Genomic DNA, 12,312 nt, shown 5'->3' on the forward strand with positions numbered 1-12,312 from the left:
GGAAGCTGTATTGACGTAAATCAAAAACATTCATACATAGCGAAATAGAAGGGTTATCCCCTTCTATTTCTTAGTACCATATTATATTTTTATTTGTCCAGCAGGAGAATCAATCCATGCCAGGAAAACTCATTCACTTTACTCGATTGCAAATATGAAGGCATATAACGGCTGTTCACCATTATGAACCTCGACTTCAACATCCTTAAACTCGCTTTCAACATACTCTACGATAGAGTCGAGATCTTCTTCAGATGCGTCTTCTCCCTTAAGGATCGTCAGGATTTCTGAATCTTCATCAAGCATCTGCCCTAAAAGTTCCCTGGCTGCCTTGACTTTATCCTTATCCTTCAGAACGATCTTGCCATCGGCAAGTCCCATGAAATCGCCTGTCGAAATTTCAAGACCGTCAATGCTAGTATCGCGTACCGCATATGTCAGCTGGCCAGTTTTCACATGCTGCATCGCTTCAGTCATTGCTTCTTTATTCGAAGCGCTGTCCCCGGATGGGTTGAATGAAAGCAATGCGGTCATTCCCTGAGGTACAGTCTTTGAAGGGATAACAACCACTTCTTCTTCCGCAACCTCAGCAGCCTGTTCAGCAGCCATAATGATATTCTTGTTATTAGGCAGGATGATCACTTTGCGAGCGTTGACTTCCTTGATCGCTTTTACGATATCCTCTGTGCTCGGATTCATCGTCTGACCGCCTTCGATTACCGCGTTAGCACCAATGCTGCGGAAAAGCTCAGCAATGCCAGAACCCATCGAAACAGCGACAATGCCGTACTCCTGTTTTTCTTTCTTAGGCGGGTTCGATTCTGTACGAAGAGGTGTAGTCGATTCTCCGACGATATCTGTGTGCTGTTGGCGCATATTCTCGATCTTCATGTTGATGAGGCTGCCATACTTTTGACCATACGTCAGAACCTCACCCGGCTGCTCAGAGTGGATATGTACTTTTACAACCTCTTCATCAGAAATGACCAGCAGAGAATCTCCATACTTGCTCAAGTCTTGTCGGAAATTTTCTTCAGAGAAGGTTTCTTGGCCTTCAAGCCTTACCATGAATTCGGTACAATAGCCAAATTCAATGTCCTCGGTATTCATATGGCTTTGGACACTCTTATGGTGTTCGGCGCTGACAAGCTCATTCATGTTCGGCATAGCCGATGGTGAATCAGGAAGCTTTTCTCCCTTCAATTCAGCAAGGAAGCCTTCATAAACGAATACAAGCCCTTGTCCGCCGCTGTCTACTACTCCGACTTCCTTTAAGACAGGAAGCAGATCAGGCGTACGGTTCAAAGATGCCTTAGCTTCTTTTAGGATATCTTCCATAAGGCCTACCAGGTCTTCATGGTTTTTCGCGACAGCAACAGCATGCTTGGCAGCATCCTTTGCAACAGTTAAAATCGTTCCCTCTACAGGCTTCATAACTGCTTTATAGGCGGTTTCGACCCCGGCATTCAACGCGGCGGCAAATTCCACTGGATTAACAGTTGGCTTAGTTTCAATTGCTTTCGCAAATCCGCGGAACAATTGGGAAAGGATTACACCCGAATTTCCGCGCGCCCCCATAAGCAAGCCTTTTGCCAATGCAGACCCTACCTTGCCGATATGGTCCTGTACATTGCTCTTTACTTCCTTGGCACCCGAAGTCATTGATAAATTCATATTCGTTCCCGTATCACCATCAGGAACAGGGAAGACGTTCAGCGCGTCGACATACTTGGCATTCGCCGACAAATGGTTGGCACCCTGTATCACCATCTCTGCAAAACGTTTTCCGTCTAGAACATTAATAGACACAAATCTTTCCTCCTCTTACGGGTTCGTTACACGAACTCCTTGAACGTAAATATTGACCGAGTCAACAGCCAGCCCGACTGTTTTATCAAGGGTATACTTAACCTTTGATTGGACATTGTGTGCAACCTCGGAAATTTTCGTTCCATAGCTCACAATAATATACATATCGATATGTACTTCTTCATTTTCCTGGCGAACGATAACTCCGCGAGTGAAGTTTTCCCTTCGCAGAATATCTGTTAATCCGTCTTTGATCTGATTCTTTGAAGCCATGCCGACAATACCGTAACAATCAACTGCTGCACCGCCCGCAATCGTTGCAATTACATCATTTGATATATCAATTTGCCCGTACTTCGTTTTAAGCTCGATGGACATGAATCGTTCCCCCTTTGGAAAAATAGCTATATGCTACAGTTATTTTACTATAATCCAATCAATTTTTAAAGTTATTCTGCCCTACCCTTTATTATTCAGCAAGAATCTCAACTATATGTCAAGGTTTTTTTCTTTATAGCTTTCGCCAGAACTATTGCAAATGGCAAATTTGTATGATAAATTATTAAAGTATGTCAGAAATAAGGTTATCCTGTTAAATTCGCAGTTCTGACGATATGCAAATAATTGCAGAAAAAAATAGTTTTAGCTTTTGTCAGTTAGGAGGGAAATCATATGCCACGTAAATGTGTAGTAACTGGTAAATCAACTCGTTCTGGAAACGCACGCTCCCACGCAATGAACGCTAACAAGCGTACATGGGGTGCTAACCTTCAAAAAGTACGTATTCTTGTAGACGGAAAGCCTAAGCGTGTTTGGGTATCTACAAGAGCTCTAAGATCAGGTAAAGTTGAACGCGTATAATCAAGCAAAATTGCATGTATCTGCCGTTTAGGCAGACACATGCGCGGCATCCAGATGGATGCCTTTTTTTGTTGCCATTTTCATTTGACCGTCTGCTGTTTTTTGCCTCAAGCTCATTCTGCCCCAATTAAGGACAAAATAATAGCACCCTGTCTCCAGGGTGCCAAAACAGTTTCAAACTATAAAACATTACGCAGTCTGCCTGTTTTTTTGCTTTTGATTTATTAATCCTTTTTAAATGCACCCAACATTGCCCGTACGAGGCCACCTAAAAACCTAGGCAGTTTGATTGTATAGAATCTCATACCGTCCCTCCTCACCATCTCTCGGAAACCAGTCTTCTTTTTGTATCCCTATATTATATTCCGGGATGTACAAAATTTGCCCTTTTCGCAATGTACCTTCAAAGATAAATCGTAAAAAATCAGAAGCTGATTTCTACTTATGTGCCAAAAGCACCTAAGGTTACGAAAAGAGCCTTCGCTTAAGACCTTTCAGTCCTTGCTCCTTACAACTAATAATATGCCTTCAGAAAATGAAAAAGTACCATGACCTCTAATAAGTTCATTACTTATACATAGTGTCGATCCCATAGAAATATGACAGTCTTTTAATGGGTATTTAAAATTTTTAAGTGTCATTCCAGAGACTGATGGAGTTGCAGGAAGGAAGGAAATATATTTAAAGTCATCAAGTTTGTTTACGGTATAGGTGCCAGGTTTCATTACATATAAAATATTTTTCGTATCAATAATTACAGTTGGAATGTTAATTCCCTGCTGCAGCGGTTTGAGCAAAAGCTGGATGTTCGCCATCAAGTGGTCCAGGCGGCCGCCGGTAGCACCAAAGATTGATATGGACTCAGGATGCTGTTCAATGGCCCAATTCAAAGCCAATTCCATATCTGTTTCATCTTTTTCTGGTTTGAATTTCTTGAGATCGGCCACTTCTTTCTCAATTTCCGCCAACTCTTCGTCTGTGACCGAGTCAAAATCGCCGAACGCCATTGAAGGTTTTATACCTGCGTTCAGCAAATAGAATACGCCTCTGTCTATCCCAATCCATACAACCTGGCCGTCGTCGAATTGATGGAAGTCTGGAATCAGGCTAAATGGGCCACCCGCTACCATGTTAATTTTCATCGCAAATTACCCTCCTATGATTATGACCTCATTAATTCAATCTGCCTGAAAAGGTAAAAGGGCTGTTTCACCCCTATGTATTGCCGTTGTTAAGAAAAGCCAGCCGTAGTCCGGCTGGCTTTTACAAGGATTATTTTAGGCTGGCAATGGCTGCTGCCCTGTCTTCCTTATTGAATACAGCAGAGCCAGCTACCAGAACCGTCGCTCCTGCATCTGCGCATAGCCTGGCAGTCTCTTCATTCACTCCGCCGTCAATCTCGATTTCAAGGCCTGGATTTAGTGCATCTGCCATCTCCCTGACTTCCCTGATTTTTGGCAGGACAGACGGAATGAACTTTTGCCCGCCAAAACCCGGATTGACGGACATGAGAAGCACCATATCCACATCCTCGATGATATGCTTAAGGCTTTCCACTGGAGTCGCCGGGTTTAGGACAACTCCTGCTTTAACTCCAGTGGATTTAATTAACTGGACTGTCCTGTGCAGGTGCCTGCATGCTTCCACATGGACAGTGATGTAATCTGCACCAGCTTTGGCAAATGCTTCAATGTACTGGTCTGGATTTTCTATCATCAAGTGGACATCGAGCGGCAATTGAGTAACAGGCCTGATGGCTTCCACAATCAGAGGACCAATCGTAATGTTTGGCACAAAATGCCCATCCATTACATCGACATGAATATAATCTGCCCCTCCACGCTCGACGTCCTTGATCTCGTCGCCTAGCCGGGCAAAGTCTGCAGATAATATTGATGGTGCTATTTTAACCATGATTCAGTACCTCGGCTTTCTATCTTTGATTTCTAATAAAAAGTCCTTATAATGCGCATATCTGTATTCCGGCAAGGTTCCTGCTTCAACAGCTGCTTTGACCGCACATTTAGGCTCAGCCATATGCAGGCAGCCCCTGAACTTGCAATCCTCGCTGAGTTCATAAATATCAGGAAAACATGAATTCAGCTCTTCGGCCTCAATATCGGTAAACTCCAATGAACTAAAGCCAGGCGTATCCGCAACGAGTCCATTGTTAATCGAAATCAATTCAACATGCCTTGTCGTATGTTTCCCCCGTCCGAGGTGGGAGGAAATGTCGTCGGTTTTCAGTTCCAGATCTGGCCGGATTGCATTCAGAAGCGAGGACTTGCCTACTCCCGACTGACCGGCAAAAACGGAAATTTTACCCTCAATGTGCGGACTTAATTCTTCCAGACCTGAGGAAGTTTCCGACGATGTGAAAATGACCTCATAACCTGCATTTCGATAATCTGCCGCGAATGACTCAAGCCGGACTTTTTGCACTTCATTTGTTAGATCCATTTTTGTAATGCAAATGATTGGCTGGATACGATTGTATTCAACCAGGACAAGGAACCTGTCAAGCAAGGCTGTACTAAAGTCGGGTTCTACAGCAGAAAAGACAAGAATTGCCTGATCCACATTCGCTATAGGAGGCCGGACAAGTTCATTCTTCCGACCCTTTACCTCCAGAATATAACCCTCGGTGTCATTTTCCGCCTGGAAAACAACCTCATCACCAACAAGTGGAGTCACCTTGTTCTTACGGAATATACCTCGCCCTCGGCATTGTACGATTCCATCCTTGTTAGCAACATAATAAAAACCGCTCAGTGCCTTGATAATTTTGCCCTCAGGCATAGCAACACTCCCTGTCTGTTAGTCTTCCGGCTATTCAACCTCATCACTTATGATTACGTTGTTATCACGGATAACCATATAAGAAGCCTTTTCACCCGGAGGTATCTGAAATTCAATGGTATATTCCCTGTTTTCTGTAATTTCAAAAGTTTCATATGGAACCGACATCGTATGCACCAAATCATCTACAAAAATCTGGATGGTTTGCGGCTGGCCAGGTTCGACGGGTTCATACAGGATATTGATTCTTTCCTTTACGACCTTCGGAGGGATTTTTTCAGGGCCCTTGGAAATAACAACTTTTACTTTGCTGCCTTTTCTCAATTCGGTTTCAGGAGCAGGTTCTTGAGAAATGACTAACCCTTCAGAAACAGTATCGTGATATTCCTGAGTACTTTCAATTTCTAGCCCATATGCAGCCTTGTAATTATTAAGCGCTTTTTCAGTGTACCCGCTCAAATCCTCCAGCTTAATAAGTTCTGGACCAAGACTTACGGTAAATTCCAGGACAGTTTCTTCAGGGATGACAGATTCTCCAACTGGAGGATACTGCTCAATAATAGTACCTGGCTCACTATCGTCATGCTCTTCTGTTTTTTCTATGTCCTTGAAATTTTTCCCTTCGAGGAGTTGTACAACGTCATCGTATAATCTGCCGCTATAATCCGACAGCTCCATCTCTTCTTTTCCGGTACTGATATATAGATCGATTTCATTGCCTTCTTTGATCATTTTACCGGCTTTTGGATTCGTGCGGATGACATTTCCTGCCTCGATTTCTTCATCGCTGATTTCTTTTTTGTCCCCAATGATAAAATTCGCGGACATTAGTTCTGCCACCGCTTCTTCAACTTCCATTCCGCTGACATCAGGTACTTCAACTTCTTTAGGACCGAATAAGTCAGGGCCCATGGTTACCGCGACTATGCCTGCAGTTAGAATCAGTAAAAATAATATCGTTAAGATTATCGGCCATTTCTTTTTCTTCTTTTTCTCAGGCTTACCTTCTGGCTGCCCCTGGGAAAGAGTAGCTTCCTTGCGGATTATCGTTTCATCAAGGGTATGAAAAGGTCTGTCATTCGTTATGATAGGTATCGCTTTAGTTGCTTCGTCATCTTCAGGAATAAAAAACTTTTCTTCGTTAAGGCGTTTGGCATCAAGTGCTGTTCGGAGATCTTCTTCCATTTCATCGACATTGTCATAGCGATGGAAAGGGTCCTTTGCTGTCGCCTTAAGTACTATATTTTCCACGCTTTGTGGAATTTGCGGATTCCACCTTTTTAAAGATGGGGTTTCCGATTGCAGATGCTTGAGTGCGATTGATACGGCAGATTCTCCTGAGAATGGCAGCCTGCCCGTAAGCAATTCAAACATGACGATGCCAATCGAATAAATATCTGATTTCTTGTTTGCCATCCCCCCTCTTGCCTGTTCAGGGGATAAGTAATGAACAGAACCAAGCACAGAATTCGTTTGCGTAATGCTTGTCGCGCTTAAAGCCATCGCAATCCCAAAATCAGTTATTTTCACTGTGCCGTTGGGGTCGATCAAGATATTGTGCGGCTTGATATCACGATGGACTATATGGTTATGATGGGCATGTGAAATGGCAGATGTCAGTTGCTGCATGATTTCCAGTGCTTCATCGACCGGAACAGGCGCGTGCTGTTGTATGTATTGTTTAAGTGTCTGTCCATCCACATATTCCATTACGATATAGTATAGCCCGTCCTCTTCTCCGACATCATATATACTGACGATATTCGGATGTGCAAGGCTGGTAGCGGATTGCGCTTCCCTGTGGAATCTGCGGATAAACTCATCGTCATTGGCAAAATCAAGACGAAGCATTTTGACCGCGACATCCCTGTCAAGGATCATGTCATGGGCAAGGTAGACATTCGCCATTCCTCCGCCGCCAATCATATCCATTATTTTATAGCGTCCGCTGATTCTTTTTCCTATAATCATTTTCTTCACCTGCCCTCGTTGAATTCCTGGTATTCGACGATAGCAAGAGTAATATTATCTTCGCCGCCGTATTGGTTGGCCCTTGTGATAAATTCTGCTGCCTTTTCTTCCAATGACAACTCAGCATTAGTAATGATACTTTCCATTTCATCCTGGCCAACTTTATTGGAAAGGCCATCTGAACATAACAGCAAAGCATCACCTTCTTCAAAGATAATGGTTTTCAAGTCCATTTCTACGGAATCTTCGGTACCCAGTGCTCTCAAAAGGACATTTTTCCGCGGATGATGCTCTGCATCTTCCTTAGAAATTTGACCTGAACGTACAAGCTCATTCACTAGTGAATGATCCTCTGTCATTTGTTTGAAACCTGATTCATTCAACAGATAGCAGCGGCTGTCACCTATATTCACGACTGTCGCAAAAATATTCGTGCAAACAGCGGCCACAATCGTTGTCCCCATACCTTCACACTCAGTATTATTCAACGAATGCTGAAATAATTGCTTATTAGCCCCTACTACAGCTTCTTTAAGCCAATTTTCCGCTTCTTCCGCAGTATGTATCTTGGCTGATTCTTCCCAAAGGCCTTTCAAATGCTTGGTCGTCATATCACTGGCAACATCTCCTGCACGGTGGCCGCCCATGCCATCAGCTACGATGGCAAGGCGCTGCCCGTGAGGATTTATAAAGATGCCGCCATTGTCTTCATTATGCAGGCGAACTTTTCCCCTGTCTGTCATGAAAACAGCCTTCATCTCTTCACCTCGTCTCTTCTTTTCTTTCTTTCGCCCGAAGTTGTCCGCAAGCTGCTTCAATGTCATGCCCTTGTTCTCTTCTTATTGTAACATTCACACCCCTGTCGCGAAGCGTGCGTTCGAACTGGAAGATCTGGCTCTTTGGTGTCCTTACGTAATCTCGTTCAGGCACATAGTTTACTGGAATCAAATTAATGTGGCACTTCAGCCCTTTTACAAGCTTAGCAAGTTCCTCAGCATGCTCAACCTGATCATTGACGCCGCCGAACAATCCATATTCAAAGCTGATTCTTCGTCCTGTTTTATTGACGTAATAGCGAACCGCATCCATGAGATCGGGAAGCTTATAAGCACGGTTGATCGGCATCAGCCTGCTTCGGAGTTCTGAATTTGGCGCGTGCAGCGAAATCGCAAAGTTGATTTGCATATTTTCATCGGCAAATTGATAAATTTTCGGAATGATCCCGCTGGTTGAAACGGTGATATGGCGCGCACCGATATTCAATCCCTTTTCGTGATTGACGATTTTCAGGAATGAAAGCATATTGTCATAATTATCGAATGGCTCGCCGATTCCCATGATAACAATCGAACTTACCCTTTCATCCGTTTCATCAAGTGCCTGTTGTACTTTTACGACCTGGGCAACGATTTCTCCTGCTTCCAGGTTTCTTTTTAAACCGCCAAGTGTCGAAGCACAGAATGTACATCCAATCCGGCAGCCAACCTGCGTCGTAACACAAACCGAATTACCATATTCATGCCTCATCAACACTGTTTCAATTGAAACACCGTCATGCAATTCAAATAAGAATTTTATGGTTCCATCTGAAGATGTCTGCTGGATAATTGTATTTAAGGTAGTAAGCACAAAATACTCGTTAAGCTTGTCCCTTAGAGGCTTCGACAGGTTTGACATGTCCTCGAAGGATGCAGCTCTTTTTTTATAAAGCCAGTCAAAAATTTGTTCAGCCCTAAATGGTTTTTCGTCCTGTTCCTTCAGCCAGTTCTTCAATTCATCAAGCTGAAGTGAATAAATGGACTTCTTCTCAGTATCCTCGGCTGCTGTATTTCTCGTTGTTTTTTCATGTTCCATGGTTACTCCACCTTCTTTCCCTTTCCTTATTGCTGTTTCCGTATAGGCTGCTCTTTTCGAACCAAGTTCTAATCCTGCAGTCCATTTGATTCCGTCCTCTTTTCGAGGAGGTTTCTGAATCAAGACTGGAAATTAAAAATAGTTGTAAAAACAACAAAGTTTACGAAAAGCGTTTCCTTAAACAAGCAATATAAAATCCATCAGAGCCAAAATCCTGGGGAAGAATTTGGACATCAAAGCCATTGATCAGTGGCTTTATTGCCTCAGGCATTCTTTCTGCAAGTTCTGTATCTCCTTCGAATTCTTTATGTTCGAGCAAAAACTTCTCAATGACTTCCTGGTTCTCTTCCCTGTCGACTGTGCATGTGCTGTAGACCAGGGTGCCTCCTGGCTTCATAAGCGGAGCAACCGACTCAAGTAAGCTCAGCTGGATTGATTGCAGCTGCGATAAGTCTGTTTCTTTCTTAGTATACTTCATATCCGGCTTTCTTCTCATTACTCCAAGACCTGAGCAGGGAGCATCAAGCAAAATCCGGTCAATGGATTCCTTCTCAAAATGCTCTGCTGCCTGCCGGCTGTCCATTTTCCTGGCCTCTATGTTTTCCAGTCCAAGCCGCTCAGCATTTTGCACAATTAGCTTTACTTTATGCTCATGCAGGTCCAGCGAAATGACTTTGCCGCTATTTCCCAGTTTTTCTGCTATATGTGATGATTTGCCTCCTGGTGCCGCACAGGCATCAAGGATGACTTCCTCTTCTTTTATGCCAAGCGCATGTGCCACAAGCATCGAACTTTCATCCTGGATGGTCAATAAACCATATTTGAAGGCTTTAGAGGATGCGAGATTGCCTCGGAGGCATTTGATTGCTTCTGGCAGAATCGGGCTTGGCTCCGCTTCATAGCCTTCTTCCTCCAGCAATTCGAGACACTCCTCTCGAGATATCCTTGTCAAATTGACCCTTCCGGTTTGCAATGGTGCGGTCAAATTCACTTCACACATTTGCCGAGTCTTTTCGAGACCAAACTGGCTTACCCATCTTTTAACAAGCCATAATGGGTGGCTAGTTTCAATTGAAATTCTTTCTGCCGGGTCGGAAATCGAATCCAGTGAAGGAAGACCATTCCTCTGGATGCTGCGCAGAACGCCGTTAACGAGACTGGCGATGCCTTTATGACCGCGCCGTTTTGCAATTTCCACTGCTTCAAATATAGCAGCTCTATCCGGTATTTTATCTAAATAGGTCATCTGGTAAACCGTCATCCTCAGCAAATTGATAACCCAGCTTTGCAGCTTTTTGTTATTCTCGATAAAAGGCTTCAGATAGAAATCCAGGGTCATCTTCCTCTGAAGCGTCCCATAAACCAGCTCAGTGAGCAACCCTACATCAATTGGGCTGATTTCATTTTTTTCGATCGTGCTGTTAAGAAGCAAATTGCTGTATGCCTGATTCTTTTCGATCGTCTCCAGGAGCTGCAATGCTGCGTCCCTCACATTTTTCTTCTTACTCATTGCTGTCTCCTAACTTTGCTCCTGGTTCAATATTTGAACCCGCTCCAAGGAGGAACTGTTTTGCGTCCATTTTTTTCTTGCCTGCCGGCTGGAGCTCGGTGATTTTCACAGCCGTATCATCACCAGTGGCGACTATCAAGCCGTCTTCTTCAAGCTTAACAATTGTACCCGGCTCATCGCTTCCTGTATATGTTGTCTTCTCAGCAGACCAAAGTTTCATCACAGCGCCATCCATTGTCGTGTAAGCCACTGGCCACGGATTCATGCCGCGGATGTGGTTATAAATTTGCGCTCCCGGGTTGGTCCAGTTGATTTTTTCCTGTTCCCTTTTGATGTTCCACGCAAAGGTAGCTTCTTCATCGTTTTGCGGAACAGGAGTAATTTCTCCTTCTAACAGCTTTGGAATCGTCTCGGATAAAAGGTCGGCACCGGCTGCGCTCATTTTATCATGCAAGGAGCCAACCGTATCAGCATCAGTTACTGGAACCTCCACTTGCGTCAATATATCGCCGGCATCAAGTTTTTCAACCATATACATAATTGAAATACCCGTTTTTTCTTTCCCCTGGATGATCGCGTAATGGATCGGTGCCCCGCCGCGCAGTTGAGGAAGAAGTGATGCATGGACGTTGATGCAGCCATACTTTGGTGCCTCCAGCAGCTGCTTAGGCAGAATTTGGCCGAATGCGGCTGTCACGATTAAATCAGGATTCAACGCAAGAATTTTATCAAGCTCTTCCTGCTGTCGGATTTTCTCCGGCTGATATACTGGAATATCATGCTTCAATGCTTCTGCCTTTACTGGTGGCGGCGTCAAAACTCGTTTCCTGCCAACTGGTCGGTCAGGCTGTGTGACAACAGCTATGACATTGTATCCATCATCTAACAGCCTTCTTAAAACCGGAACGGAAAAATCCGGAGTTCCCATAAATACAATTCTTGTCATTCCTGGTTCAACTCCTCTAATTCTGCTTCTTCCATATATCTTGAGACTTTGGAGGTGAATAACACTCCATGCAAATGGTCAATTTCATGCAAAATGGCTCTTGCCAGAAACTCCTCTGCCTCTATTTCATAGCTTTTACCTCTGCGGTTTTGAGCCCTTACCTTCACATAATTCGGGCGTGTGACTTCACCGTACAGTCCTGGGAAGCTTAAGCAGCCTTCCGCGCCGGTCTGTTCCCCGCGCGTCTCAAGTATTTCCGGGTTGATCAGTTCAATCGTGCCATGCTCATCATCTATATCAACGATGGCTATTTGCTTCTTTATATCAATTTGAGGGGCTGCCAGTCCGACTCCATCAAATTCAATCATTGTATCATACATATCATCCAGCAGCTTAGCGAGCTTCTTATCAAAAATCGTGACTGATTCGCATTCCTGCTCCAAGATATCTGCTGGGTAGGTAACAATTTTTCGTACTGCCAAAATAAATCCTCCATTAACACCATTTAAAATAATTAAGCTCTTTTCGAAAACTTCGTTGCTTTTACACTCGGAATTTAACG

At 43.9% G+C, this 12,312-nt stretch carries 13 protein-coding genes; 1 reads left to right on the forward strand and 12 read right to left on the reverse strand.

What is annotated here, in order from left to right:
- Window positions 1-138: 138 nt before the first annotated feature.
- Both M3204_RS14595 and M3204_RS14600 read right to left on the reverse strand, forming a co-directional pair.
- Window positions 139-1,809 carry a DAK2 domain-containing protein gene (locus M3204_RS14595; RefSeq protein ID WP_251483036.1) on the reverse strand — a complete coding sequence of 557 codons (1,671 nt, stop codon included), beginning with the start codon at window positions 1,807-1,809 and terminating at the stop codon, window positions 139-141.
- 15 nt (window positions 1,810-1,824) lie between these two features.
- Window positions 1,825-2,187 carry an Asp23/Gls24 family envelope stress response protein gene (locus tag M3204_RS14600; protein ID WP_041965977.1) on the reverse strand — a complete coding sequence of 121 codons (363 nt, stop codon included), beginning with the start codon at window positions 2,185-2,187 and terminating at the stop codon, window positions 1,825-1,827.
- 294 nt (window positions 2,188-2,481) lie between these two features.
- On the opposite strand from M3204_RS14600, the gene rpmB reads away from it, so the two are divergent.
- The gene (rpmB, locus tag M3204_RS14605) at window positions 2,482-2,670 is read left to right on the forward strand and encodes a 50S ribosomal protein L28 (protein ID WP_213366849.1); all 189 of its coding nucleotides are present in this window, start codon (window positions 2,482-2,484) and stop codon (window positions 2,668-2,670) included.
- A 224-nt stretch (window positions 2,671-2,894) separates the two neighbouring features.
- Here rpmB and spoVM read toward each other — a convergent pair whose 3' ends face one another.
- The 10 genes from spoVM to def form a co-directional block, all read right to left on the reverse strand.
- Entirely contained in the window at window positions 2,895-2,975 is an 81-nt protein-coding gene (gene spoVM, locus M3204_RS14610) for a stage V sporulation protein SpoVM (protein WP_144475002.1), read from the reverse strand.
- Between the two features lie 189 nt (window positions 2,976-3,164).
- Window positions 3,165-3,812 (reverse strand): thiamine diphosphokinase, encoded by a 648-nt coding sequence (locus M3204_RS14615; protein ID WP_251483038.1) that lies wholly within the window; start codon window positions 3,810-3,812, stop codon window positions 3,165-3,167.
- 130 nt (window positions 3,813-3,942) lie between these two features.
- Window positions 3,943-4,584 carry a ribulose-phosphate 3-epimerase gene (rpe, locus tag M3204_RS14620; RefSeq protein ID WP_251483040.1) on the reverse strand — a complete coding sequence of 214 codons (642 nt, stop codon included), beginning with the start codon at window positions 4,582-4,584 and terminating at the stop codon, window positions 3,943-3,945.
- A 3-nt stretch (window positions 4,585-4,587) separates the two neighbouring features.
- Entirely contained in the window at window positions 4,588-5,469 is an 882-nt protein-coding gene (rsgA, locus tag M3204_RS14625) for a ribosome small subunit-dependent GTPase A (protein WP_251483042.1), read from the reverse strand.
- Between the two features lie 30 nt (window positions 5,470-5,499).
- A complete protein-coding gene (gene pknB, locus M3204_RS14630) occupies window positions 5,500-7,440 on the reverse strand; it encodes a Stk1 family PASTA domain-containing Ser/Thr kinase (protein ID WP_251483044.1) in 1,941 nt (646 codons plus the stop codon).
- A gap of 5 nt (window positions 7,441-7,445) precedes the next feature.
- Window positions 7,446-8,198, reverse strand: a complete 753-nt coding sequence (locus tag M3204_RS14635) for a Stp1/IreP family PP2C-type Ser/Thr phosphatase (protein WP_251483242.1) — start codon at window positions 8,196-8,198, stop codon at window positions 7,446-7,448.
- A 4-nt stretch (window positions 8,199-8,202) separates the two neighbouring features.
- Window positions 8,203-9,294 carry a 23S rRNA (adenine(2503)-C(2))-methyltransferase RlmN gene (gene rlmN / locus M3204_RS14640; protein ID WP_251483046.1) on the reverse strand — a complete coding sequence of 364 codons (1,092 nt, stop codon included), beginning with the start codon at window positions 9,292-9,294 and terminating at the stop codon, window positions 8,203-8,205.
- 160 nt (window positions 9,295-9,454) lie between these two features.
- Entirely contained in the window at window positions 9,455-10,804 is a 1,350-nt protein-coding gene (rsmB, locus tag M3204_RS14645) for a 16S rRNA (cytosine(967)-C(5))-methyltransferase RsmB (RefSeq protein ID WP_251483048.1), read from the reverse strand.
- Window positions 10,797-11,750 carry a methionyl-tRNA formyltransferase gene (gene fmt, locus M3204_RS14650; protein ID WP_251483050.1) on the reverse strand — a complete coding sequence of 318 codons (954 nt, stop codon included), beginning with the start codon at window positions 11,748-11,750 and terminating at the stop codon, window positions 10,797-10,799. The genes rsmB and fmt overlap by 8 nt, the downstream gene beginning before the upstream one ends.
- Entirely contained in the window at window positions 11,747-12,232 is a 486-nt protein-coding gene (gene def / locus M3204_RS14655; RefSeq protein ID WP_251483053.1) for a peptide deformylase, read from the reverse strand. Before def ends, fmt begins: the two co-directional genes overlap by 4 nt.
- Between the last annotated feature and the right edge of the window lie 80 nt (window positions 12,233-12,312).

Source organism: Mesobacillus subterraneus, from assembly GCF_023715485.1.
Taxonomy (GTDB): Bacteria; Bacillota; Bacilli; order Bacillales; family Cytobacillaceae; genus Mesobacillus; species Mesobacillus subterraneus_B.